A 23,873-nucleotide genomic window follows, 5' to 3' on the forward strand; every position below is an offset into this window, starting at 1 on the left:
CGTCCTGAGCCAGGATCAAACTCTCCAACAACAAATCCCAGCAAACAAAAAACAAGAACCACGCACACGCGTCATTCAACAAGCATCCGCTGTCGAGTTCTCAAAGAACACACCACCGAACCGGCGGCATCTCCCGAGCAAAAACCCTAGCACCCGCCAACCACCCCCCACACCCGGGGGGTCGCCCGCACCCAGCACCACCAGCAGCACCCCACCACGAGGCCACCACCGCGGCACCAGACGGCACCACCGATTTCCACTCGCATTGTTCAAACAACCCACCGGACAACTCACCGACCACACCCCAGCACGCCCGAGCTTCCACCCGGAAACCCAAACGCCGCACAGGGAATCGGCCCGCTCCGTCGCCGGCACGAAACAATTTACACGACCGCCGCACCCCCACCGACACCCACCCCCCGGAAAAATGAAATCCCAGGTCAATCCGAATACACCCTGTCGTGTGGACGCCCACCGCCGTTCAGGCGGGCGTCACCGCGGCGACGCGTCCGCGTCCCTCCGCGATCCGAACAGGTCCGCAACGGATGCCGCCAACGCGGGGCCCCGAGCGAGGACGCACGCGTTCCCGCTCGCGTCCCGCCCGCGCGAGCGCGATCACCGCGAGCCCCGGCAGGAGCCGCCGCCTCGCACCCGCTCGCCGGGATCGGCACCGTCCCGGCCGACACGCATCCCCCGTCCGCGCACCGGAACACCCCCGCGGCGATACCGTCCCCCCATGACCGAACGTCCGCTTGCCCTGGTCACGGGCGCATCCCGCGGTATCGGCGCGGCGACCGCGCGTGCCCTCTCCGAAACGCACGACGTACTTCTCGGAGGTCGTGACAGCGCCACGCTGGAGCAGCTCGCCCGGGAGATCCCCGGAACCACCGCGTGGCCCGTCGAGCTCACCGACCACTCGGCCGTCGCCGCGGCCGCCGAACGGTTCGACCGCCTCGACGCGCTCGTGCACAGCGCCGGAGTCGCCGACCTCGGCACGATCGAGGAAACCCCCGCGGAGACGTGGCAACGCACCTTCCGCGTGAACCTGTTCGCCGTCACCGAGCTCACCCGGCAGCTCCTGCCCGCGCTGCGCGCCGCGCGCGGGCACGTGGTGCTCGTCAACTCGGGCGCGGGCCTGTCCGCCAAACCCGGCTGGGGCGCCTACGCCGCGAGCAAGTTCGCGCTCCGCGGTTTCGCCGACTCGCTGCGCGCGGAGGAGTCGCAGCACGGCGTGAAGGTCACGTCGATCTTCCCCGGGCGCGTCGCGACCGACATGCAGCGCGAGGTGCGCCGCCAGGAAGGCGGGACCTTCGAGCCGGAGGGCTACCTGCGGCCCGACTCCGTGGCCCGGTCGATCGTCTCGTCCGTGCACGCGGACGAGGACACGCACCTGACCGAGGTCGTGCTCCGCCCCGCCTGAGCACCCGGTGCCGACGGCAGGCCGCGCTGCCGGTGGTGACGGCGCGCGGCCGCTCAGCCGCGGATGTACTGCGCCGACGTGCGCGCCGCCGCCTGCACGTGGCGGCGGTCCGCCCGGGTCGGTTCCTGGTCGTGCAGCACCTGCTCACCCGCGACCCACACGTCCCGGACGCACCGCGAGCCCGCTGCCCACACGACGTTCGCCACCACCTGTTCGTCCGGCGCGTCCAGGCCGGTGGCGAACGCCGGCGTGTCCACGTCGAGGTGCACCAGATCCGCCCAGCGGCCCGGTTCGAGCGTCCCGAGGTCCTCGCGCTGCAGCGCCTCCGCTCCGCCCCGCGTCGCGGCGAGCAGCGCCTGCTTCGCGCTCAGCGCCGTGGCACCGCCCGTCACCGTCCGCGAGAGCAGCCCGGCCAGGCGGATCTCCTCCCACAGGTCGAGGTCGTCGTTGCTCGACGGCCCGTCGGTGCCCAGGCCCACGGGCACACCGGCGCCGAGCAGCTCCACCAGCGAAGCAGTCCCCGAGGCGAGTTTCGCGTTCGACCCGGGGCAGTGCGCGACACCGGTGCCCCGGCGCGCGAGCAGCGCCCGGTCCTCCGCTGAGAGGTGCACGCCGTGCGCCGCGAGCACCCGGCCGTTGAGCACGCCGAGCTTGTCCAGCAGCGCGGGCACCGAGCCGAACTCGGCGCGCTGCTGCGCGTCCTCGTCCGCCGTCTCCGCCACGTGCGTGTGCACGAGCGCGTTGCGCTGCTGCGCTGCTTCCCCGATCGTTTCGAGGGCCTCCATCGGCAGCATGTACGCGGAGTGCGGGCCGTAGGCGAGCTCGATGCGCTGCCCCGGCCCGAACCGGAGTCCGTCCGCGTCGATCCACCGGTCGATCCGCTCGAGCATGCCGCTCCAGCCGCCGGTACCGCTGAGGTCGGGCAGGTCGATGACCGCTCCGGCGAGCACGACGCGCGATCCGATCGCGAGCGCTCCCTCGACCACGGACTCCCCGGCGAAGTACATCTCGGCGCTCGTGGTCACTCCTGCGCGCAGCATTTCCACGCACCCGAGTTCCATGCCGATGCGCACGTCGGCGGGGCGCAGGCGAGCCTCGGCCGGCCAGATGACCTCCTGCAGCCACCGCAGCAGCGGGAGGTCTCCGCCCATGCCGCGCAGCAGCGTCATCGGGCTGTGGGCGTGCGCGTTGATCAACCCCGGAAGCAGGATGCCGTCGCAGTCCTGGACGGCGGCGTCCCGCGAACGCTCCGGTGCCGCGGTACGCGGCCCGCAGTACGCGACGCGCCCGTCCTGATCGACGTCCACAACCGCATCCCGGATCACCGAACAGGCCTGGTCGCACGGCAGAACCAGCGGAGCGTGCAGACGCAGAGGTGTGGTCGACATGGGAGCAATTGTGCCGCATCGATCGAACCGGTCCCGGAGAGCTGGCGCGACGAACACGGCCTACGGGAGGAACGTGGACAACGTCGTCATCATCACCAGTCCTGCCGCCACGGCCAGCCCCAGGATCACTGCCAGGTACGCACCATCACGAGTTCCCAGTCGCATACCTCCAGCATCGTCGTCTGCGCGGGACTCGCACCTCGGCTTTCCGGCTGATCCCCCTCCTCCGGAAGGCCAGAACCGCGCGACCGGAGCGGCCGGTCACTCCTCGACGAGGCCGCGGCGCCACGCCCAGGCCGCGGTCTCCACCCGGTTGCGGGCACCGACCTTGCCCTGCGCCGCCGCGAGGTGCGTTTTCACGGTGGACAGCGACATGTACAGCTCTTGGCCGATCTCGCTGTTGGTCAGACCCCGCGCCGTGGCGCGGACGACGTCCAGTTCCCGCTCCGTGAGCTCCTCGGACGGCGGGGGCGCGTGCGTCCTCCGCTCCGGCTTGCCGGAGAAGTGCTTCAGCAGCCGGACGGTGATCTGCGGGGACACCAGCGCGTCACCCCGCTCGGCCGCGTGCACCGCCTCGATCAGCAGGGCCGGTCCGGCGTCCTTGAGCAGGAAGCCGCTGGCTCCGTTGCGGAGCGCCTGCTCGACGTACTCGTCGAGGTCGAAGGTCGTGACCACCACGACCTTGAGCGGGTCGGAGACGTCGGAGCCCGCGAGCTGCCTGGTGGCCTCCAGCCCGTCCATCCCGGGCATCCGGATGTCCATCAGGCACACGTCCGGGCGGAGCTCCCGGGCCAGGCGCACGGCGTCGACCCCGTCGCCCACGTCCCCGACGACTTCGACGTCCTCCTGGGAATCGAGGATCATGCGGAAGCCCGCGCGCACCATCTCCTGGTCATCCGCGATCAGCACTCGGGTCATGAACCCCGGTTCCCGTCCTTCTCGGCCAACGGCATCACCGCGTCGACGCGCCAGCCGGCGTCCTCGGCCGGACCGGCCTCGAACGTGCCCCCGAGCAGCTCGACGCGTTCACGCATCCCGACCAGACCGTAGCCGCCCGAACCACCCGCCGGTTGGCGCCGCTGCCCCGCGCCGTCGTCGCGCACGCGGATGCGCAGGTCGTTGCCGTCAGTGCGCAGGTGCACATCGATGTGCGTGACGTCCGCCGCGTGCTTCTCCGCGTTCGTCAACGCCTCCTGGACCACGCGCAGGGCCGAACGCGCGACCTCCTGGGGCACCGTTTCCCCCAGTTCCGTGCCCAGCGAGACGCGTGGCCGCACCTGCGGCCCCAGCGTGCTGTCGACGAGCGCGCGCACGTCGGAGTCGAGATCGGTGCTCGCGCTCTCCCCGGCACCCTCCTCGCGCATGCCCGCGACGATCCGCCGCATCGCCGTGAGCGCTTCGGTGCCGCTGTCGGCGATCCGGTCGAGCGCCTGGCCGGCCGCCGCGGCATCGCGCTCGGCGACCATGCGCGCGGCCTGGGCCTGCACGACGATCCCCGTGACGTGGTGGGCCACGATGTCGTGCAGTTCGCGCGCCAGCGCCATGCGCTCGTTCTGCTGCGCGAGCGAGATCGCCGCCTCCACCGAGCGGGCGCGGTCCGCGTCGCGCGAGCGGAAGTACATGCCGGTGCCGATGGCGGTCACCAGCAGCAAGCCCCCGAGGAACAGCGGGGTCGCGGCCACGCGCGGGTCGAGGTAGTTCGACCGCCCCGGGAGGCCGAACAGGGCGAGCAGGGCCACGAGGACGAGGCCGGCGACGACTCGTGCCGCCAGGGCCCGTTCGACGGTGCGCACGGTGATGGCCACCAGCACCATTCCGGCACCGACCGCGGTGGCCGGAACCGGGCCGAGCAGACCGGTGGCCGGCTCGCCCAGCAGCCGCAGCAGCACGACCATCGTCACGAGCGCGGCCGCGGCGAGCACGGAGGCCTCGATCGGGCGCGTCGGGGCGAGCACGGCGAACAGCCCCATGACCGCGCAGCCCAGCAGTTGGGTCAGGACGGTGTACGGTCCGGCCTCCACGCTCGCCACCTGCAAGAACAGCAGGATGCACAGCGCGGCGATGACGGGCCACTGCTGCCGCAGCAGCACGGCGAAGGCGCTCTGCCCGCTGAACGCGCTGCGCAGGTACAACCCGGTGCCTGCGGCGAGGATGAGCTGGAGGAACCCCAGCCACAGCGGGTCGATGCCGAAGCCGGTCGCACCGCGCAGGCCCACCGCCCCGAGCGCGGCGAGCACCAGCGCGGCGGTCACCGGCAGGGCGCGGGACAGCGGGGCACCGCGGTAGAGCGCGAGCACGAGCAGCAGCCCGGCGAGGTTCTCCGTCGGGCGGGTCCCCAGCAGCACCGGCAGCGGGCCGAACGCCTCCGGCTCGGGGAGGAGGCCGGCGCGCACGAGCAGCGTCGCGCCGCCCAGCACGACCGCGCCCGCCAGCCCGCACGTCACGGGTGCGCGCCGGGCGAGCAGGGCCAGCACCGCCAGGGCGGTCAGCTCCGGAACGATCACCAGTTGCGCACCGCCGCCGCTCGCCAGCAGGAGCACGTCCCCGCACCAGGTCAGCCCGAGCAGCGCGGCGAAGATCCACTGCTCGCGCAGCAGCGCCACCAGCCAGCCGAGGCCCGGCCGGGCGGAGGGAACCGCGGGGGTCCTCCCGCGGCCGCTGCGCGGCGCGGCCGCCTCGTTCGGTGCGCTCCCCTCCGGCGGTGCGGACTCCCCCGGGGCAGAACCCCGCGGTGCGGGGGCCCCGGAACGCGGATGCCTGAACACGGCACCGACGGTAGTGGAGCCGGGCGGTTCCCACCCCGTCCGATCGGCCATCGTCACCGGCCAGTCGGCCATCGTCACCGGCCGCTCGGACGAGTCCGGCAGACCGCTCCCACCTCCCCGCGGTGCGCTCCCCCGCTCCCCGCGGAGCAGCCGGTCCCCGGCAGGCCCGGTACCCGGGCGGCCGTTCCCACATCCGGAGCAGCGCCCGGGGAACGGCCCCGCTGTCCCGTCCTTTCGGACAAGCGCCTGTGACCGTTCGGCCGATTCGTCAACAGCTCCCCGAGCGCGACGCTGGGAGCACCACCGGAGACCGGGGAGCAGCGGCGACGCGGGAGCGCGCAGGAGCGGGCACGCGGAAGCCGCACGAGGCGGCCCCGGCGGCCGGCAGGGCACGCGCGCTGAAGGAGACCGCGATGTTCGTACAGGTCCTGTCCGCGATCGGCACCGTGGTCGCTCTGGTCATCCTCGTGGCCATGGCGGCCAGCGCCGCGCTCCCAGACGTGGGCGAGTGGTTGGCCGCCCGGCGCGCTCCCGCGCGCTGCCGCGAGGACTGAGCGCCGACGCCGGACGGCTCTCAGCGGCGCTCGTAGATGAGGTCGTGCACGACGCGCCCCTCCTCCTGAGCACGCGTCTCGAACTTCGTCACCGGGCGCCACTCCGGCCGGGGCGCCCACCCCTCCGACTCGTGCGCGTAGCGGTTGCGCAGCAGCGGTTCGGCATCGCAGACCTCGCGCATCTGCTCGGCGTAGTTCTCCCAGTCGGTGGCGAGGTGGACCACGCCCCCGGGCGCGATGCGCGAGGCGATCAGCGCCATCGCAGGCCCTTGCACGAGCCGCCGCTTGTGGTGCCGCTTCTTCGGCCACGGGTCGGGGAAGTAGATCAGCACCTCGCTCAGCGAGTCCTCCGGCACGTGGTGCCGCAGCAGCTCCAGCGCGTCACCCCGCAGGAGCCGCAGGTTGGTCAGGCCCGCGTTCACCGCGCGGGAGAGCAGCTGGGCGAGACCGGGTTTGTAGACCTCGACGGCCACGTAGTTGACGTCGGGGCGGTTCTCCACGAGCTGCGCGGTGGTCTCCCCCATCCCCGAGCCGATCTCCAGCACGAGGGGTGCCGACCGGCCGAACCAGGTCTCGAAGTCCACCGGCCCCTCGGGCAGGGCGGTGATCTCCGTCCCCCACTCGGACCAGTGCTGGTCCCAAGCTCGTTGCTGGCCCGTGGTCATCCGCCCACCGCGGTGGACGTAGCTGACGATCGATCGGGCAGGACGAATTCGCTGGTCGGAGGAACTCACAAGGAGCCAGTATGACAAACGCGCCCGGCGCGGCGGCGGCCGCGCCGGAGGCCGGCCCGGCAGACCGCGCACGCGCCGAGCTCCCCGACCGCCACCTCGGCGCGCCACCCCGGCGCGACGGGCTCACCAGGACTCGATCCGGGTGACCGCCGAGAGCAACCCGCTGATGCCGTCCAGCGGGACGGCCGGCGGCTCCACATCACCGTGGGCCGGCAGCACGTTCAGCCACCCGGGGTGCTCGTCGGTGCACAGCACGGTGGTCGGCGCCTTCCGCGGCTCCCTGTCGGACGGGGCGTACTCCCAGTAGCCGGTGTCGCCGGAGGTCGTCCAGGGAACGAACACCCAGCCGTCGCGCCGCCCCAGCACCGCGTGCACCTCGTCCTCGAAGGCGAACCCCTCGTGGCGGGAACCGAGCGCGCCCCGGTCCAGCGCGCGCAGCCACCAGGGCGCGGGCAGGGGGGATTCGGCGGATTCGCGGTCGCGGAGTTCGCGGTAGAGCGCGAGCACGCGCGCCTCCGGGGCGGTGTGGATCCATCCGCGACGCACGGCCGCAGGTCCCGGCCGGGAGTCGGCGGGCGCGGTGGGGTGCTCCTCGGTCGCCAGCGACCACTCCAGCTCGGGCACCGGTTCCAGTTGGACCGTCGTGCTCGTGCGGCGTTCGTGCTCGTCGAACTGCCGCTCGTGAGCTCTCGACCATTCCCGCGAACGCGTCATCGGTCCACCCCGTCTGCTGTTGGCGCGGAGCGCGTGCCCGGCGGCAGCGCTCGATCCGTTGCTGAAGTTGTCCCGCCGCTGGAGTTGTTGGGGCGAGCGCGCTGTCGCCCATCCCCAGGTTAGTCGAGCATGGCACGGCGAAAATGCGTGTGTCCAAAATCACAGATTCGCAACGACGTCGCGGCTCCGGGGGTTTCCGCTCGACAACACCGCTCGCCCCGGGTGCAGTGGACGGATGGCGGAACAAACCGTGGAACGGGTGCACATCGACGGCGGTGTGGTCGTCGGACTGGACACGTCGGCCTCCGCGGCGCGGGCGCTGGAGCTCGGCGCCGAGGAGGCGCGCCTGCGCGGGGCCGCGCTGCACGTGCTGCGCGCGTGGAGCATCCGCACCGCTCCGCGGCCGGCGGACGTGCCCGCCCAGGTCATGCCGAGCATGGAGCAGTTCGAGCAGACGGTGCGCGCGGACACCGAGCGCATCATCAGCGGGACGATCGGAGTGCCCGAGGCAGCGGTGCGAACCCACGTGGTGCACTCCCCGGCACCGCAGGCACTGCTGGCTGCCTCGCGCAACGCGGACCTGCTGGTGGTGGGGCACCGCGGCCGCGGCGGGTTCGCCGGCCTGCTGCTCGGTTCGGTCGCCGAGCAGTGCGTGCGGCACGCCGCTTGCCCCGTGCTCATCGCCCGCCCCAGCTTTTGAAACAACAGCTTTTGACCCAGCAGCTCCTGAACCGGCTCCGGTTCCCCGCACCCGCCGCGGCGGCGGGGAGCACCTGAGCCACCGAGCACCGCCGCCGCCCGACATCTCGAAAAGCCCGGCACCTCGAAAGCCCGGCACCCCCGGAAAAATGTGGACCCGGGCCGTCCCCCGAATGACAGCCCGGGTCCTCCCCCGTCCGACCGCCGGCGCCCCCGAGCGCTGGTGCAGTCGGTCGTTCTTCTTCGCGCCAGCCGGCGCTCCGGGCTCACCCCGGTGCTTCCGGGCCCACCACTGTGGACGGGCAGATCACTGGCGCGATCTCTGCGCTGATCCTATCGGCCAACGTGACAAGCCTCTCGGCCGGGATGGGTAACGTTTCGTCATCACCCCTCCCGCCAGGACATTCGATCAGTTGATCATGGAAGGTTCGCGTCGCTCACGCATCGCGACGGCGGACCACTCCGAGCCCGATGAGCAGCACGAGCACCGCGAAACCGGCGAAGTAGGCCAGTGCTCCCCACGGCCCGAACGGCACGTCGCTGCCCATGCCCCCGCTGTGCACCGATCCGAGGAACGTGTCGACGACGTGGAACGGCATCCAGGAGTACAGGTCCGATCCGATGCGCGGGATCATCATCACCAGCGACTCGACGAGCAACGGCCACAGCAGCAGCAGCGTCACGGCACCGGCCGACTGGCGCAGCAGCACGCCGACACCCACGGAGAGCACGGCGGCGAAGGCGTACACGAGCCCGACACCGGCCACCTGCCGCCACTCCCCGACCCCGCTGAGCGCCAGGTCCGATTCGGACGCGAGCAGGGCGGTGACGCCGAGCGACCCGAACGCCGCCAGCTCACCGATCACGAACGCGGTCGCGGCGACCACGCCGGTCTTCGCCACCAGGGGGGACACGCGGTCGGGAACGGCGAGGAACGTGGCGCGGATCGTGCCGAAGCGGTACTCGGTGGTCACCGCCAGCGCCGCCAGCACCATGACGACCATCATCCCGAGCTGGTAACCGGCGAGGCTCATCTGCAGCGGCACGGGGCCGCGCGCATAGCCCGCCAGCAGCGCGGCGAACCCGATGGTGAGCGCGAGCGCGACCACCGCGCACCACCACGGCGAGCGCGTGGAGAACAGCTTCGTGCGTTCCACGGCCAACAACGTCATGTCACTTCACCCCGCTGAGCGCGCTCGCGCCGGTCGGTTCCTCGGTGCTGGAGTACTCCACCGCTTCGCTGGTCATGCGCATGAAGGCGTCCTCGAGCGATCCGCTCCGCGTGGCCAGCTCGTGCACGACGCAGCCCTGCTGCGCGGCGATCTCCCCCACTTGGTCGGTGCTGGCCCCGCGCACTTCCAGGGCGCTGTCCCCGGTGGACTGCGCGGCGATCCCCGCGCTCCGCAGCGCCGCGGCGAGCCGGTCCACCTGGGGCGAGCGCACGACGACGCCCTGCGCACCCGCCTGGTTCACGAACTCCTCCGTGGGGCACTGGGCGAGCAGTTCGCCGCGTCCGATGACGACGAGCTCCTCGGCCGTCTGCGCCATCTCGGACAGCAGGTGGCTGGACACCAGCACGGTGCGCCCCTCGGCGGCCAGGCCCTGCATGAACCGGCGGATCCAGTGGATGCCCTCGGGGTCGAGGCCGTTGACCGGCTCGTCGAACATGAGGATCCCCGGGTCGCCGAGCAGCGCGCCCGCGATGCCGAGCCGCTGCGACATGCCGAGGGAGAACCCGCCGGCGCGGCGATCGGCCACCTCGGACAGCCCCACCTGCTCCAGCACGGTCTCCACGCGGCTGTTCGGGATCCTGTTGCTGCGCGCCAGCCAGCGCAGGTGGGTGCGCGCGGAGCGGTTGGGGTGCACCCACTTCGCGTCGAGCAGGGCGCCGATCGTCCGCAGTGGATGCTTCAGGTCCCGGTAGTGCTCACCGTCCACGCGCACGTCACCGGCGGTGGGCCGGTCGAGCCCGAGGATCATGCGCATCGTGGTGGACTTGCCCGCACCGTTCGGTCCGAGGAATCCGGTCACTCTGCCCGGCCGCACGGTGAAGCTCAGGTCGCGCACCACGGTCTTGTCGCCGTAGCGCTTCGTGAGGCCGTTAGCCTCGATCATGGTCTGCTCTCCGTTTCTCGCTGGGCCGTCGTCACTCGCGCTGCCCGAGTCGAGTTCCGCCGATGGTCCCGCCTCCGCGGCGCGCCACCGCCATCGGGACCCACGATGCCGAACGCACCGCTCCGCGGACATCGGCCTGCGGACGGGAATCCGCGTCCTCCCCAGGTCGTAGACGCCCCGGAGACCTCCCCGGGGGCGGGCTCCCGGCGCACGTCACCGCGCCGGCACGCGCCCCGCGCCTTCCGGCCCCAGAACGGGGACGCCCAGAACGGAATCCCTCAGAACCAGCGGGCGAGGACGTCGACCAGCCCGTCGGCGGCGACCGGCCCGGCGACCTCGTTCGCCGCGACCCGCACCTCCGCGGGAGCCTGCCCCATGGCGACGCCGTGCGCGGCCCACTGCAGCATCTGGATGTCGTTGTCGCCGTCCCCCGCGGCGAACGTCGCCTCGCCGTCGATGCCCAGCTCGACCCGCAGCTTCTCCAGCGCACTGCCCTTGGTGATGCCCTCGGGCACGAGCGTCACCCACGCCGACTCGTGGTCGATGGTGACGGTGCACGGCAGCCGGGCTCCGCTCAGCGCCGCGCGGGCCTGCTCGGGGCTGTGCCCCGTCCAGTAGGCGATCAGCCGCGGTACCGGCCGCTGCCCGATTTCCTCCACAGTGGCCGCACGCTGGTGCCCGTGCAGCTCGTCGGTGCGGAACGGTTCGGTGACGAGGCTCTCCGAACCGATCTGCTCGGCGGCGTAGCGGGCTCCCGGCAGGCGCCGGGTGAGCTCCGGCAGCGCGGCGGAGGGGTCGAAGGTCTCGACGGAGAGCACCTCCCGCGTGGCCACGTCCACGGTGATCGCACCGTTCGAGCACAGCGCGACACCGCCGTCGAGGTCCAGCTCGTCGAGGATCGGCACGGTGCCGAGGAAGCTGCGGCCCGTGGCGACGACGAGGTGGCTGCCCGCCGCGACGACGCGCCGGACCGCCTCGCGCACCGGAGCGGACACGCGCTGCGTCTCCGGGTCGAGCACGGTGCCGTCGATGTCGAGCGCGACTAGTTGCGGAGCGGACACATCAGCCACCTTCGTCGTCGGGATGCTTCGGCGGCGCTCACGCCGCCCCTGGTCGCACCAGGCCGGTTTCGTACGCGAGGACCACGGCTTGCACGCGGTCCCGCAGTTCCAGCTTGGACAGCACGCGACCGACGTGGGTCTTCACCGTGGCCTCGGACACGACCAGCGCCTCGGCGATCTCGGTGTTGGTCAGGCCGGTGGCGACCAGGCGGAGCACCTCCCGCTCGCGCTCGGTCAGCGCCCGCAGCACCTCGGGATCGCGGGACGGGGCGTGGTCGGCACCGAGGAAACGGTCCAGCAGCCGCCGGGTGACGCTCGGCGACACGGCCGCATCGCCCTGCGCGACCGACCGCACCGCGGAGACGAGCCCTTCCGGCGGCACGTCCTTGAGCAGGAACCCGCTGGCTCCGGCGCGCAGGGCGGACAGGACGTACTCGTCGAAGTCGAAGGTCGTCATGACCAGCACCCGCGCGGTGTCCTCGCGGAGGATCCGGCGGGTGGCCTCGACCCCGTCGACACCGGGCATGCGCACGTCCATGAGCACCACGTCGGGCCGGTGCTCGGCGGCCAGGGAGACCGCCTCGGTCCCGTCGGCTGCTTCACCGGCGATGCTCATGTCCTCCTGCGCCTCGAGCACCATGCGCCAACCCATGCGCATGAGCTGCTGGTCGTCGACGAGGAGCACGCGGAGCACACCTCCCAGGATAGGACCTCGCCGCGGCCGCGGCGGGTCCCCGCGCACTGCGCCCGGGTGGCGTTCCCCACTCCGGCGGAGCGGCCCGGCTTCCCGGGGCTCAGGTGTTCCCCAGGGCTCCCGACTCCGGGTCCCAGGCGTTCTCCGAGCGCAGGGGCAGTCGGGCGCGCACCCGCCAGCCGCCCTCCGGACGGGGTCCGGCCTCGAGGTCGCCGCCGTAGAGCGCGGCCCGCTCGCGCATGCCCAGCACGCCGTGCCCCGAGCCCTGCTCGGTCCGCTCGACCCCGGCGATCGGGTCGGCACCGGGCGCGCCGTCGTCGGTGACCTCCAGCACCACGTGCCGGCCGTCGTTGCGGGCGGTGACGACGGCCGCGGTGGCCTGCCCGCCGTGCTTGAGCGTGTTGGTCAGGGACTCCTGCACGATGCGGTACACGCTCAGCACGACCCCGGCGGGCAGCTCGTCGAAGTCGCCCTCCAGGTCGAGCTGCACGCGCAGGCCGAGGCGCCGCACCCCGTCGACGAGGTCGCGCAGCCCGCCGCTGTCCGGGCGCGGGGCCTGCGCGTCGTCCTCGGGGTTGCGCAGCACGCGCAGCAGGTTGCGCAGCTCGCTCAGCGAGCTCCGCCCGGTGTCGCCGATCGACTGCAGCGCCTGCTCGGCCACCTTCGGGTCACCGCGCAGGGCGTAGGTGGCACCGTCGGCCTGGCTGATCATGACGCTGACCGAGTGCGCGAGCACGTCGTGGATCTCGCGGGCGATGCGGTTGCGCTCCTCGGCCACCGCGATCCGCGCCCGCTGGTCGCGTTCGAACTCGAGGCTGCGCACGCGCTGCTCCACGGCCGCGTGGTAACTGCGGCGGGCGCCCACGAACTCGCCGAGGGACCAGGCGGTGCCGATGATCAGCCCGGAGAGGAGCAGGAAGAACGGCAGCACCCCGAGCGGTGAGTCCGCGATGAGCGGCCGCACCGCGGACATGCCCGCCAGGCACGCCGCGTACAGCGCCGCCTGCCGCCGGCCCACCTCCACCACGAGCGTGTAGAGCATGATCGCCGTGCTCAGCTCGGCGACGTACACGGGGGCGTGCATCCAGGAGATGACCACCCCTCCCGCCAGCACCAGGTAGGCGGCCGGCAGCGGGTACCACCGCCGGACGACGAGCGGCAGGGAGCACAGCAGCCAGTTCACCGGCTGGGCGAGCGACTCGGCGTCGCTCGGCGCGTACAGGCGCCACACGAACAGCGCGAACAGCGCCACGGACGCGGCCAGCAGCACGTCACCGGCCAGCGGGTGGGAACGGAACCAGAGGCTGAGTCGGCGCACGGCTTCGAGGTTAGGCGTCCGGTCCGTTGCGCTGCGTCGTCCCGCGGCGCGAGACCGCCCGTCCCCCTCAGGTCGTAGGGAGCCCTCCGGACGAGGGGAACACTGTGCGCGCTGCTCGTGGTGCCCTCCGTGGCAGGATGGGTGCTCGTCGGAGCGGTGGCGCGGCGCGGTCGTCGGCGGGGCCCGCCGCCGGGCGCCGCGCCCCGGTGGACCAGGACGCGGTCGAGCGGGAACGCGGTCGAGCGGAGAGGACAGCGGTGAGTTCGCGCACGCAGCCCGGGGACCCGGCGGCGCCCGGCCCGCTGTCGGAGTCCGTGGCCCGTCTCTGCGGCGACCTGCGCGAGCAGGTGTCCGAGGGCACCGCCGCGGGCATCGACCGCGTGCTGCAGCGCCTGTCGGCACCGCTGCAGCTGGCCGTGGTGGGCCGGGTGAAGTCGGGCAAGTCGACGCTGGTCAACGCGCTGATCGGCCGCCGCGTGGCGCCGACGGACGTGGGCGAGTGCACCAGGCTGGTCACGCGGTTCCAGTACGGCACGGTCGACCGCATCGAGGTCGTCGGCCACGACGGCTCGCGGCAGGCGGTGCCCTGCGCGCCGGACGGCGGGCTGCCCGCCGACCTGGGGGTGGACCTGGAGCGCGTGTCGCACGTCGAGGCGTACCTGACCAACGCGGTGCTGCGCGACCTCACGGTGATCGACACCCCGGGGCTGGGCTCGTTGAACGAGACCGCGAGGACCCGCGCGGAGCGGCTGCTGGGCGCGGAGCGGCCGCCGGGGGCGGGCGAGGACGAGGAGCTGGACCCGGTCTCGCGGGGCGCGGTGGCCGGGGCGGAGGCCGTGCTGTACGTGGTGACCCAGGCGGTGCGCGCCGACGACGAGCAGGCGCTGGCCGCGTTCAGCGCCGCCACGGCCAGCCGGGACGCCGGTCCGGTGAACGCGGTGGCCGTGCTGAACAAGGCGGACGCGGTGGAGCCGGAGTCGGTCGCGGGCGCGGACGGCGACGTGTGGCGGGCCGCGTCGATCCTCGCCGAGGGCCAGGCGCGCGTGCTGCGCCCGCGGGTGGCGGACGTGCTGCCGGTGCTGGGGCTGCTCGCGGAGACCACCGAGACCGGCGGGTTCACCGCCGCCGATGCGGACGCGCTGCGGCAGCTGGCCCGGTTGGACCGGGACACGCGCGAGACGATGCTGCTGTCGGCGGACCTGTTCACCGAGTGGGAGTGCGCGGTTCCGGTGAGCGCGCGCACGCGGCTGGTGGAGCGGCTGGACCTCCACGGCATCCGGTGCGCGCTGCAGGAGCTGGACCGCTGCTCCGAGGCGAGCGCCGGGGACCTGCGGCGCGCCCTCGGCACCGCCTCGGGGCTGGCGGAGCTGCGCGCTCGGGTGGCGGCGGTGTTCCGCGAGCGCGCGGACGGGTTGAAGGCGGCTGCCGCGCTGGCTTCGCTGACCTCGCTGGTGCACGAGTCGGGTGATCCGGAGGAGTGGCGGGCCGCGCACGACGCGCTGGAGGCGCTGCTGGCCCGCCCGGAGGCGCACCAGCTGCGGGTGCTGGAGGCGCTGACGCTGGTGTCCTCGGGCGGGGTGCAGTTCCCGGAGGACCTCGTCGACGAGGTGCTGCGGCTGGGCGGCGCGACCACGGACGCCGAGCGGGTGGGACTGCCCGGGGCGGGTCGGCCGGAGGTGGCCGCGGCAGCGCTGGAGCGCGCGAAGTGGTGGCGCTCGTTCGCCACGTTCGGGGCGACGCCGGCGCAGTCGCGGGTCGCGCACGTGGTGCACCGGGCGTACTTCCTGCTGTGGCGGCGGCTGTCGGGTCGGGCCTGAGGCGGGTGCGGGCCCGCGGGAACCGCGGCGGTGCCCGCCACGTCCGAGGGGCGGGATCGGCACGTCGACACCGGAAGGGGCACCGAGATGACCGCCACGACCAGCGATGCCTCCACGGACCGGGTGGTGCTGCCGTTCGCCGCGCCGGGCTGCGGTGCCGAACAGCCGCGGGAACCGGCCGGGTGGGAACCGGCCGGGTGGGAACCGGCCGGGTGGGACTCGGCGGTGCAGGAGCGCGCCCGGTTGATCGAGCTGTGCCTGTACGCGGTGGACCGGGCCCGCTCGGCCGGTGTGGTCGAGCGGCTGACCCTGGGGTTGGCTGAGGTCGGCGTGGTGGCGCTGCGGCCGGACGGCGCGTGGTTCGATCCCGCGCAGCACGAGGCGGTCGGCACGGTCGACACCGCCGATCCCGCGCTCGACGGGGTGATCGCGGGCACCGAGGTCCCCGGCTTCACCGACCGCGCGCAGGTGCTGCGCGCACCGGCGGTGACGGTGTACCGCTTCCGGCCCTGACCGCTCGGGGCCCGTTCCCCGACCTCCCCCGCCGCGACGTCGGGGAACGGGCCCGCAGAGCTCACGCCCTCCGGTGGGCGGCGATCAGCGTGGGCGGGGCGTCCAGGTCGATGCCGCGGCGGCTGAGCTTCTCGGTGTAGATCGTGTCGCGGCTGAGCGCGCGGCTGATCGCCGTGGCCAGGGCGACCGCGAACATCAGCGGCAGGATGATCGAGTACTGCCCGGTCAGCTCGAACAGCGTGATCACCGCGGTCATCGGTGCGCGCGTCGCGCCGGCGAAGGCCGCGCCCATGCCGAGCAGCCCGTACAGCCCGGGGGAGCCGGTGACGCCGGGCAGCACCTCCTGCGCGAGGACGCCGAACGCGCTGCCCGCGGTGGCGCCGACGAACAGCGAGGGCGCGAACACCCCGCCGGAGCCGCCGATGCCCATGGTCAGGCTGGTGGCCAGCATCTTGCCGGCGAGCAGGACGAGCAGGAAGCCGAACGCGTAGTCGCCGGCGACGGCGTGGCCGAGCACGGGGTAACCGACGCCGTACATCTGCGGCAGCACGAGCAGCACCAGGCCGAGCACGAGCCCGCCGACGGCGGGCCGCAGCCACTCGGGGCCGGGCCAGATCCGGTCGCAGAAGTTCTCGACGCGGTACAGGACCTTGCAGAACAGCACGCCGACCGCGCCGACGACCAGGCCCAGCGCGGCGAACAGCGCGAACTGGCTCGGGTTGTCCGGGTGGAACGCGGGCAGCGTCAGGAAGGCCTCGTTGCCGAACACGGCCCGGCCGACGACGTCGGCGGAGACGCTGGCGATCACCACGGCGACGAACGCGTCGACGGTGAAGGCGCGCAGGATGAGCTCCATCGCGAAGAACACCCCGGCCAGCGGGGCGTTGAAGGTCGCGGAGATGCCGCCCGCCGCGCCGCAGGCCACGAGCACCCGCATCCGCCGGTCGTCGAGCCGGGTGATGCGGCCGAGCGTGGAGCCGAGCGCGGAGGCGATCTGCACGATCGGGCCTTCGCGGCCGACGGATCCGCCGGAGCCGATGCACAGGGCCGAGGCGAGGGCTTTGACGAGGCTGACCTGCGGGGTGATGTGCCCGCCGCGCTCGGAGACGGCGTACATCACCTCGGGGACGCCGTGCCCCTTGGCCTCGGGGGCGAGCCAGGCGACGAGCGGTCCGTACAGCAGCCCGGCCACGACGGGGGCCAGCAGCAGGAACCACGGACCGAGCGCGGGGAGCCAGGCGTGCGCCGCGCCGGGGGCCGTCGTGTACTCGTCCCGGCCGGTGAAGAACCGGGTGGCGGTGACGACGAGCCAGCGGAACACGACGGCGCCGAGGCCGGCGCCGAGGCCGATGAGCAGGGACAGGACGAGCAGGCCGCCGCCGCGCTCCCGCAGCTGGGTGGTGAGCGATCGGCGGGCCGTTGCTAGGACCTGTGCGCGATCCATCGATTTGCATGATGCAACACTTGCTCACTGCAAGTCAATGTGACAATGGCGACATGAGCACCGCGGAGTCCCCCGGCAGTGACGAGGTGGACGCGATCACCGAGGCCGTGCTGACCGCCTCCCGGCTCCTGGTGGGCGTGTCGGCGAAGTCCGTCGCCGCCGTCGCCGGGAGCATCACGCTCCCGCAGTTCCGGCTGCTGGTGGCGCTGGACTCCCGGGGGCCGCTGAAGCTCGTCGCCCTCGCCGAGCTGCTCGGGGTGAACCCCTCGACGGCCACGCGCACCGTCGACCGGCTCGTCAACGCCGGCTGGGTGCAGCGGCAGAGCAACCCCGAATCGCGCCGGGAAGTCACCATCGCGCTGACCCGCAGCGGCCACGACCTCGTCGAGCAGGTCACCGACTACCGGCGCAGCGAGATCGAGGCGATCGTGGAGCGCATCCCGCACGAGCAGCGCCAAGGGCTCGTGCGGGCGCTGCAGGCGTTCAGCGAAGCCGGCGGCGAACCGCCCACGCGGGTCTCCCCCTACGACGCCGGCTGGACCCGCTGGCGGTGAGCGCCGGGGCAGCCGCCCCCGGCGCCCAGTGGTGACCCGGCGGTAACCCCGACGGTGCACCGACCGCACCGCACTGCTGGAGAATGCGCGCGGACACCGACCAGGGGGTGCACGCATGACCTCTCCGGACGTGGCCTTCACGGCCGCGCTGCCGCAGCAGGTCCGGCAGACCCGCGACCGGCTGTTCACGCTGCTGCGCGACACCGCCCCGGACGTCGCCGCGTGGGTCGACGACATCCGCCGGGCGCGACCGGACAAACCCACCGTGGTCGTCGTCGGCGAGACCAACCGGGGCAAGAGCTCGCTGGTCAACGCCCTCCTCGGGCACGACGGCCTGTCGAGCGCGGACGCGGGCGGGGCCACGGCCACGCACCTGTGGTTCGAGCGCGGCGAGCAGTGGCAGGCCCACGCCTGCTACCCCGGGCAGGAGCCCGTGCCCGTGGACTTCGACGCCCTGGCCGACTGGACCGTCGTCGCCCCGGACACCGCGGGGCACGTCCCGCCGCGCCGGGTCCGCGTGCGCGCCCCGCTGCCCGCGCTGGACGAGATCACCGTGGTGGACACCCCCGGCGTCGGCGGCCTGCGGGCCGAGCACGGCGAGCTGGCGCTGGAAGCCGCCGGATCCGCCACGGCGCTGCTGTTCGTCTCGGACGCCTCCGCCCCGATCACGTGCGGTGAGCTGGAATTCCTCAACACCGTCGCCGCGCGCGTGGAAACCGTGCTCTTCGCGCTGACGAAGACCGACCGGCACCGGGGCTGGCGGGAGATCCGGGAGGAGAACCGGCGGCTGCTGGCCGAGCACGCACCGCGGTTCGCCCACGCGCCGATCCACCCGGTGTCCGCGCGGATGCTGCACCAGGCCGAAGCCGCACCGCACGAGCACGCGCGCGAGCTGCTGCGCGGCAAGTCCGGCATCGGCGAACTGAGCACCGCGGTGCGCGCGGCGATCACCGACCGCTCGGCCATGCTCGGCGAGGCGAACACGCTGCGCGCGCTGTCCACGGTCCTCGGCGAGCTGATCGGCCGCTGGGAAGCCGAGCACCGCGCGCTGACCTGCGGCGAGCACGAGGCCGAATCGCTGCGCAGCCGGCGCGACGAGCTGCAGGCAGCGCGCCGCTCCTCCACGCGCGGCTGGCAGGTGCGGCTGCGCGGGGAGATCCAGCGCGCCCGCGCGGAGATCGGGCACGAGGTGGCCAACCAGGTGCGCCAGGTGCAGACCCGGTTCCGCCGCGCCATCGACGCCGCCGACCGCGCCGAGCTGGCCGAACTGCCCGCGCAGGCCGACTCCGCGCTGCAGCTCGTCGCCTCGCGCACCGCCTCGCTGCTGTCCGGCAGGCTGGCGGGGGTGGCGGAGAGGTCGCTGGTCGAGCTGTTCTCCGCCGAGGAGCTCGACGTCATCCGCTCCCAGTTCGCCCGCGGCGCGCACCCGCCGGTCACCCTGCGCACCCCGGACAAGCGACCGCCGACCGCCGAGGACAAGCTGCTGGTGGTCATGGGCATCTCGAGCGGGCTGGGGCTCGGCCGCGTGGCGGTGGCCCTGCCGTGGCTGGGGCTCGGCGCCGGGACGCTGACCCCGGTCGTGCTGCCCGTGTCGATCGCGCTGGGGCTCGGCGCCGGGTGGTGGATGGCGCGCACGCGGCGGCACGCGGCGGACAAGCAGCACCTCAAGCAGTGGCTCACCGAAGCCATCACCGACGCCCGCTCCGCCCTGGACCAGCTTGTGGCCGAACAGCTCATCGAGGCCGAGCAACAGCTGCTGCTGGCCCTGGACGACGTGCTCACCCGGCGCATCGAGGCGATCGACGAGGAGCTGCGCGAGGTCGACCGGGCGCTGCGGATGGACGCGGCCGAACGCGGCCGGCAGGCGCGGGAGATCAAGCAGCGCGTGGACCAGGCGCGTTCCGGTCGGGAGAAGGCGGAGCACCTGCTGGCCGGCATCCGCAACCTGCGCGACGGGCACGAGGCGGCGGCGCTGCGCGCGGGCACCCCGGCGCCGGACGGCGGGCAGGGCGGTGCTGCGCCGGACGGCGGGCAGGACGCCCCGGCGGGCAGCGCCGCACCGGTGCGGGGCGGCGCGGACGCACCCGGTGCGTGACCCCACCGGACGCGGGCGTCGGCCCCGCGGAACCGGCGCTCCCGCGGGCTCGTCAGAACTGGAACACTGCGTCACTGGAACACCGCGAGGGCCTGGAACACCGCAGGGCGGGGCACCGCGGGTGCCCAGGGCGTGTTCCCCGGTGCGGGGTCCGCCGCCGCGAGCGGCACTGCCGGTGCGCACCGCCGGCCCCCGCGCGCAGCGGCCCGGCACGAGCACCACGGCGACACGACGGCACGAGGGGGTACCGAGGTTGTACCTGGAGGACCAGGGCCCGGGCGACGGCGACATCACGATCCCCGTCGACGGCGCCGAGTACACGGCCGAAGCCAACCGCGACCTGGACGGCGACGGGATCGACGAGGCCGTCACGATCATGACCGACGACGGCTTCGTCGCCTACGTCGACTCCGACGCCGACGGCCGCGCGGACGTGATGCGGCACGTCGACACCGACGGCGTGGTCACCGGCCAGGCGCGCTTCGACGCCACCGCGGGCACGTGGGTGGCCGAAGCGCCCGAGCAGAACACCGGCGATCCGCGCCCGGCCGGGGAGTCGATGGTGCTGCACGCACCGGACGGACCGCACGAGATCGGCCCGCCCACCGAGGACACCAACCACGACGGCCGGCCGGACACGAGCATCGTGGCCACGGAGAGCGGAACGATGCTGGCCACCGACGTGGACGGCGACGGCCGCGCCGACCAGCTCGTGCGCATCACCTCCGACGGCGCGGTCACCGTCTCCCACCACACCGGTTCGGGGGAGTGGACCGTGGTCGACCGCGGTCGCCTCGACGAGCAGGGGCGCTTCGCCTCCGAGGGGGCGGAGCTCACCGACGACGCCGCCTGGGACCTCGGCCCACCGCCGGGCGCCGAGGCCGGCGGTGGCGGCGGTCCCGCCCAGGAGCCGACGGCCGGGCAGGAATCGACACCCGCCGCGGAACCGGAGCCCGCCGAGGAGCGGAGGGCGGCCCGGGAAACGCCACCGGCCCAGGAGCAGAGCGCCGGGCAGGACCCGAGGACCGGTCAGGACTCGGCACCCGGGCAGGACCCGGCGGCCGGTGAGCGCGGCCGCGCCAGCGGGGCCGTGACCGGCGAAAGCCACGAGACCCCCGGCGGCGCGACCGGCGAGAACCGCGACACCCCCGGCGGCGGCCCCGACGTGCGCGGTGCGCAGCCCGGGGCCCCTCCCCGCTGACGCAGGTCCGCTGCCCCGGAGCCGGCGCGCTCGCCAGCCCCCGCGCCCCGGAACAGCCCCCGCGGCGGAGGTGCGCGCCCGCGCCGGTTTCCGGACGTTTCTCGAGAAAAGTTCCACACGTCACCCACCCGTGCTGCCTGAGCCACCCGCGCGGGTGAAGCGGGGCCGCGCTCCCGCGACCGCCGAACGGGCGAACACCGCCGGTGACCCCGGTCGCGGGTTCACCGGCGCTTCGCCGGAAATTCTCCGCCGCACCCTCGTGCGGTCGCCCGGATTTCCGGTCCGCCCCGGGAACTGAATCGATCCCCTTATCGTTCCTGTGATCGAACGAACACGGCTGATCTGCGTATTGCCACCGCTGCCCCGTTAACCTCGGTGCATCCCTTCCCGCTTCGTCCGGCAACGCCGGCGGGCGAAGCATTCCCTGAGAAAGCGTCGACGGCACGCCGTCGACATGATTCCGGGCTGTGGCGCCCAGTCAGGAGACAAGACGCGATGACCGCAGTGACCATTCCGGGACTCGACCAGGCACCGACACAGCACGAGGACCTGCTGGCCTGGGTACGCGACGTAGCCGAGCTGACCACGCCCGAGCAGGTCGTCTGGTGCGACGGATCGCCCGATGAATGGCAGCGACTGACTGATCGTCTGGTCGAGGCGGGAACTTTCACCCGGGTGGAGAACAAGCCGAATTCGTTCTACGCCGCCTCAGCCCCGAGCGACGTCGCCCGGGTCGAAGAACGCACGTTCATTTGCTCGCGGGAGAAAAAGGACGCGGGGGTCACCAACAACTGGATGGACCCCGCTGAGATGAAGGCCATCATGACCGAGCTCTACCGGGGCTCCATGCGTGGCCGCACGATGTACGTCATCCCATTCTGCATGGGACCGCTGCACGCGGACGAGCCGCGAATCGGCGTGGAAATCACGGATTCCGAGTACGTCGTGGTGTCCATGCACATCATGACCCGCATGGGCCGGAAGGTGCTGGACCGGCTCGGCAGCGACGGCGAGTTCGTCCCCGCGCTGCACTCGGTCGGCGCTCCGCTCGAACCCGGCCAGCAGGACGTGCAGTGGCCCTGCAACGACACGAAGTACATCACGCACTTCCCCGAAGAGCGCATGATCTGGAGCTTCGGTTCGGGCTACGGCGGCAACGCGCTGCTCGGCAAGAAGTGCTACTCGCTGCGGATCGCCTCGGCGATGGCCCGCGACGAGGGATGGCTGGCCGAGCACATGCTCATCCTCAAGCTCATCTCGCCCGAGAACAAGGTGCACTACGTCGCCGCCGCCTTCCCCTCGGCGTGCGGGAAGACGAACCTGGCGATGCTCGAGCCGACGATTCCGGGCTGGCGCGTCGAAACGCTGGGCGACGACATCGCCTGGCTGCGGTTCGGTTCCGACGGGCGGCTGTACGCGGTGAACCCGGAAGCCGGGTTCTTCGGCGTCGCACCGGGGACGAACTGGAAGACGAACCCGAACGCGATGCGCACCATCGAGAAGGGCAACTCCATCTTCACCAACGTCGCGCTCACCGATGACGGGGACGTCTGGTGGGAGGAGATGGAGAACCAGCCGGAGCACTGCACCGACTGGAAGGGCCGCGACTGGACTCCCGACTCGGACGAGCCCGCCGCGCACCCGAACTCCCGCTACTGCACGCCGATGAGCCAGTGCCCGATCCTGGCGCCGGAGTGGGACGACCCGCAGGGCGTGCCGCTGTCGGCGATCCTGTTCGGCGGCCGCCGCAAGACCACCGTCCCGCTGGTGAACGAGGCGTTCGACTGGCAGCACGGCGTGTTCATGGGTGCGACGCTCTCCTCCGAGAAGACCGCCGCCGCGGCGGGCAAGGTCGGCGAGGTGCGCCGCGACCCGATGGCCATGCTCCCGTTCATCGGCTACAACGTCGGCGACTACTTCCAGCACTGGGTCGACGTCGGCAAGAGCGCGGACTCGACCAAGCTGCCCAGCATCTTCTACGTGAACTGGTTCCGCCGCGACGAGTCCGGCAAGAAGATCGTGTGGCCGGGCTTCGGCGAGAACTGCCGGGTGCTCAAGTGGATCGTCGACCGGATCGAGGGCAAGGCCGCCGCCTCGGAAACCCCGGTCGGCCGGGTCCCCTCCGCCGAGGAACTGGACCTGTCCGGTCTGGACTGCACCCGCGAGGACGTGGAAACCTCGCTGCACGTGGACCGTTCCGAGTGGCAGGCCGAAATCCCGCTCGTGGAGGAGTGGTTCGACACGATCGGCGACGCGCTGCCGACGTCGATGCGCGACGAGCTGGAGGCCCTCAAGCAGCGCCTGAACTCCTGACCGGCTGAGGCCCTGCTCCCCCGCGGGAGTCCTGACCGGGGACCGCGGTCCGGGTCCCGCGAGGAGCTCCGGAGCCCGCTCGAGCAGCCGTGGACTCCCCGCGCGTGCGTCGGACGCGCGGGGAGTCCGCGGCTCGTGCTCCGCCGGCCCCGCGTCCGGCCGGTCGTGTTCGGCCGGCGCGAGCCGCGCGGCCCCCGCGGGGACGACGACCGGTTCCCGCGCTCAGGCTCCCCCGACACCCGGGCGGCGGACGCGCCGGTGCGTCCTGCGCGGGTTCCTCCGGGCCCCGGGCCCCGGGAGCCGCCTGCGCCGGGGCCGGGGATCCTCGTCGCTGCGCAACGCCATGAACAGGGCGACGACCGCGACGGCGACGAGCACGCATAAGGCGATGTCTTCCACGGCGCACCTCCACGGTTCGCGGACCGGCGGCGGAACACCGCCGCGCCCGCGGGGTACCCGCGCACCGCGCGCCCC

20 protein-coding genes are annotated in these 23,873 nt (G+C 73.1%); 9 read left to right on the forward strand and 11 right to left on the reverse strand.

The window, feature by feature from the left end:
* The first annotated feature begins 736 nt into the window (after positions 1-736).
* Positions 737-1,420, forward strand: coding sequence for an SDR family oxidoreductase (locus ACYVJE_RS05160; protein WP_461143542.1), 684 nt, complete (start codon positions 737-739; stop codon positions 1,418-1,420).
* Positions 1,421-1,473: 53 nt separating this feature from the next.
* Here the strand turns inward: ACYVJE_RS05160 and ACYVJE_RS05165 are convergent, their stop codons facing one another.
* From ACYVJE_RS05165 to ACYVJE_RS05175, 3 genes are all read right to left on the reverse strand, one after another.
* Positions 1,474-2,808 carry an amidohydrolase family protein gene (locus ACYVJE_RS05165; RefSeq protein ID WP_461143543.1) on the reverse strand — a complete coding sequence of 445 codons (1,335 nt, stop codon included), beginning with the start codon at positions 2,806-2,808 and terminating at the stop codon, positions 1,474-1,476.
* Positions 2,809-3,069: 261 nt separating this feature from the next.
* Positions 3,070-3,726, reverse strand: coding sequence for a response regulator (locus ACYVJE_RS05170; RefSeq protein WP_461143544.1), 657 nt, complete (start codon positions 3,724-3,726; stop codon positions 3,070-3,072).
* The gene (locus ACYVJE_RS05175) at positions 3,723-5,573 is read right to left on the reverse strand and encodes a sensor histidine kinase (protein WP_461143545.1); all 1,851 of its coding nucleotides are present in this window, start codon (positions 5,571-5,573) and stop codon (positions 3,723-3,725) included. The genes ACYVJE_RS05170 and ACYVJE_RS05175 overlap by 4 nt, the downstream gene beginning before the upstream one ends.
* 413 nt (positions 5,574-5,986) lie before the next feature.
* Here ACYVJE_RS05175 and ACYVJE_RS05180 point away from each other — a divergent pair, with 413 nt between their 5' ends.
* On the forward strand, positions 5,987-6,127 hold the full coding sequence (locus tag ACYVJE_RS05180) for a hypothetical protein (RefSeq protein WP_459157691.1): 141 nt from the start codon (positions 5,987-5,989) through the stop codon (positions 6,125-6,127).
* Positions 6,128-6,147: 20 nt separating this feature from the next.
* Here the strand turns inward: ACYVJE_RS05180 and trmB are convergent, their stop codons facing one another.
* Positions 6,148-6,792 (reverse strand): tRNA (guanosine(46)-N7)-methyltransferase TrmB, encoded by a 645-nt coding sequence (gene trmB / locus ACYVJE_RS05185; RefSeq protein WP_459157692.1) that lies wholly within the window; start codon positions 6,790-6,792, stop codon positions 6,148-6,150.
* 192 nt (positions 6,793-6,984) lie between these two features.
* Positions 6,985-7,575 carry a hypothetical protein gene (locus ACYVJE_RS05190; RefSeq protein WP_459157693.1) on the reverse strand — a complete coding sequence of 197 codons (591 nt, stop codon included), beginning with the start codon at positions 7,573-7,575 and terminating at the stop codon, positions 6,985-6,987.
* A 235-nt stretch (positions 7,576-7,810) separates the two neighbouring features.
* On the opposite strand from ACYVJE_RS05190, the gene ACYVJE_RS05195 reads away from it, so the two are divergent.
* Positions 7,811-8,275, forward strand: coding sequence for a universal stress protein (locus ACYVJE_RS05195; RefSeq protein ID WP_461143546.1), 465 nt, complete (start codon positions 7,811-7,813; stop codon positions 8,273-8,275).
* Positions 8,276-8,711: 436 nt separating this feature from the next.
* On the opposite strand, the gene ACYVJE_RS05200 is transcribed toward ACYVJE_RS05195, so the two are convergent.
* From ACYVJE_RS05200 to ACYVJE_RS05220, 5 genes are all read right to left on the reverse strand, one after another.
* Positions 8,712-9,446 carry a hypothetical protein gene (locus tag ACYVJE_RS05200; protein ID WP_459157695.1) on the reverse strand — a complete coding sequence of 245 codons (735 nt, stop codon included), beginning with the start codon at positions 9,444-9,446 and terminating at the stop codon, positions 8,712-8,714.
* 1 nt (position 9,447) lies between these two features.
* The gene (locus tag ACYVJE_RS05205; protein ID WP_461143547.1) at positions 9,448-10,389 is read right to left on the reverse strand and encodes an ABC transporter ATP-binding protein; all 942 of its coding nucleotides are present in this window, start codon (positions 10,387-10,389) and stop codon (positions 9,448-9,450) included.
* 278 nt (positions 10,390-10,667) lie between these two features.
* Positions 10,668-11,450, reverse strand: coding sequence for an HAD family hydrolase (locus tag ACYVJE_RS05210; RefSeq protein ID WP_459157697.1), 783 nt, complete (start codon positions 11,448-11,450; stop codon positions 10,668-10,670).
* Positions 11,451-11,487: 37 nt separating this feature from the next.
* The gene (locus ACYVJE_RS05215) at positions 11,488-12,144 is read right to left on the reverse strand and encodes a response regulator (RefSeq protein WP_459157698.1); all 657 of its coding nucleotides are present in this window, start codon (positions 12,142-12,144) and stop codon (positions 11,488-11,490) included.
* Between the two features lie 100 nt (positions 12,145-12,244).
* Positions 12,245-13,462: a sensor histidine kinase gene (locus ACYVJE_RS05220; RefSeq protein ID WP_461143548.1), complete on the reverse strand. Its 1,218-nt coding sequence runs from the start codon at positions 13,460-13,462 to the stop codon at positions 12,245-12,247.
* Positions 13,463-13,719: 257 nt separating this feature from the next.
* Between ACYVJE_RS05220 and ACYVJE_RS05225 the strand changes: the two genes are divergently transcribed.
* Entirely contained in the window at positions 13,720-15,279 is a 1,560-nt protein-coding gene (locus ACYVJE_RS05225) for a dynamin family protein (protein ID WP_461143549.1), read from the forward strand.
* A gap of 87 nt (positions 15,280-15,366) precedes the next feature.
* Complete coding sequence (locus ACYVJE_RS05230; protein WP_461143550.1) at positions 15,367-15,792, forward strand: nucleotide exchange factor GrpE; 426 nt, start codon at positions 15,367-15,369, stop codon at positions 15,790-15,792.
* Between the two features lie 61 nt (positions 15,793-15,853).
* On the opposite strand, the gene ACYVJE_RS05235 is transcribed toward ACYVJE_RS05230, so the two are convergent.
* Positions 15,854-17,236, reverse strand: a complete 1,383-nt coding sequence (locus tag ACYVJE_RS05235; protein WP_461143551.1) for a chloride channel protein — start codon at positions 17,234-17,236, stop codon at positions 15,854-15,856.
* Between the two features lie 53 nt (positions 17,237-17,289).
* On the opposite strand from ACYVJE_RS05235, the gene ACYVJE_RS05240 reads away from it, so the two are divergent.
* The 4 genes from ACYVJE_RS05240 (at position 17,290) to ACYVJE_RS05255 (ending at position 23,399) form a co-directional block, all read left to right on the forward strand.
* Positions 17,290-17,790 carry a MarR family winged helix-turn-helix transcriptional regulator gene (locus ACYVJE_RS05240; RefSeq protein ID WP_459157703.1) on the forward strand — a complete coding sequence of 167 codons (501 nt, stop codon included), beginning with the start codon at positions 17,290-17,292 and terminating at the stop codon, positions 17,788-17,790.
* Positions 17,791-17,905: 115 nt separating this feature from the next.
* Positions 17,906-19,885, forward strand: a complete 1,980-nt coding sequence (locus ACYVJE_RS05245) for a dynamin family protein (protein WP_461143552.1) — start codon at positions 17,906-17,908, stop codon at positions 19,883-19,885.
* 253 nt (positions 19,886-20,138) lie between these two features.
* Positions 20,139-21,086 (forward strand): DUF6802 family protein, encoded by a 948-nt coding sequence (locus tag ACYVJE_RS05250; RefSeq protein ID WP_461143553.1) that lies wholly within the window; start codon positions 20,139-20,141, stop codon positions 21,084-21,086.
* Between the two features lie 495 nt (positions 21,087-21,581).
* The gene (locus ACYVJE_RS05255) at positions 21,582-23,399 is read left to right on the forward strand and encodes a phosphoenolpyruvate carboxykinase (GTP) (RefSeq protein WP_461143554.1); all 1,818 of its coding nucleotides are present in this window, start codon (positions 21,582-21,584) and stop codon (positions 23,397-23,399) included.
* Positions 23,400-23,873: the final 474 nt, after the last annotated feature.

The sequence above is a fragment of the Salinifilum aidingensis genome (genome assembly GCF_054782015.1).

Bases quoted from the DNA above. Each gene is read 5' to 3' on its own strand.
- ACYVJE_RS05195 (WP_461143546.1), top strand. From the start codon at position 7,811: ATGGCGGAACAAACCGTGGAACGGGTGCACATCGACGGCGGTGTGGTC.
- ACYVJE_RS05255 (WP_461143554.1), top strand. From the start codon at position 21,582: ATGACCGCAGTGACCATTCCGGGACTCGACCAGGCACCGACACAGCAC.
- ACYVJE_RS05240 (WP_459157703.1), top strand. From the start codon at position 17,290: ATGAGCACCGCGGAGTCCCCCGGCAGTGACGAGGTGGACGCGATCACC.
- ACYVJE_RS05245 (WP_461143552.1), top strand. From the start codon at position 17,906: ATGACCTCTCCGGACGTGGCCTTCACGGCCGCGCTGCCGCAGCAGGTC.
- ACYVJE_RS05180 (WP_459157691.1), top strand. From the start codon at position 5,987: ATGTTCGTACAGGTCCTGTCCGCGATCGGCACCGTGGTCGCTCTGGTC.
- ACYVJE_RS05160 (WP_461143542.1), top strand. From the start codon at position 737: ATGACCGAACGTCCGCTTGCCCTGGTCACGGGCGCATCCCGCGGTATC.
- ACYVJE_RS05235 (WP_461143551.1), bottom strand. From the start codon at position 17,236: ATGGATCGCGCACAGGTCCTAGCAACGGCCCGCCGATCGCTCACCACC.
- ACYVJE_RS05190 (WP_459157693.1), bottom strand. From the start codon at position 7,575: ATGACGCGTTCGCGGGAATGGTCGAGAGCTCACGAGCGGCAGTTCGAC.
- ACYVJE_RS05230 (WP_461143550.1), top strand. From the start codon at position 15,367: ATGACCGCCACGACCAGCGATGCCTCCACGGACCGGGTGGTGCTGCCG.
- ACYVJE_RS05170 (WP_461143544.1), bottom strand. From the start codon at position 3,726: ATGACCCGAGTGCTGATCGCGGATGACCAGGAGATGGTGCGCGCGGGC.
- ACYVJE_RS05165 (WP_461143543.1), bottom strand. From the start codon at position 2,808: ATGTCGACCACACCTCTGCGTCTGCACGCTCCGCTGGTTCTGCCGTGC.
- ACYVJE_RS05200 (WP_459157695.1), bottom strand. From the start codon at position 9,446: ATGACGTTGTTGGCCGTGGAACGCACGAAGCTGTTCTCCACGCGCTCG.
- trmB (WP_459157692.1), bottom strand. From the start codon at position 6,792: ATGACCACGGGCCAGCAACGAGCTTGGGACCAGCACTGGTCCGAGTGG.
- ACYVJE_RS05205 (WP_461143547.1), bottom strand. From the start codon at position 10,389: ATGATCGAGGCTAACGGCCTCACGAAGCGCTACGGCGACAAGACCGTG.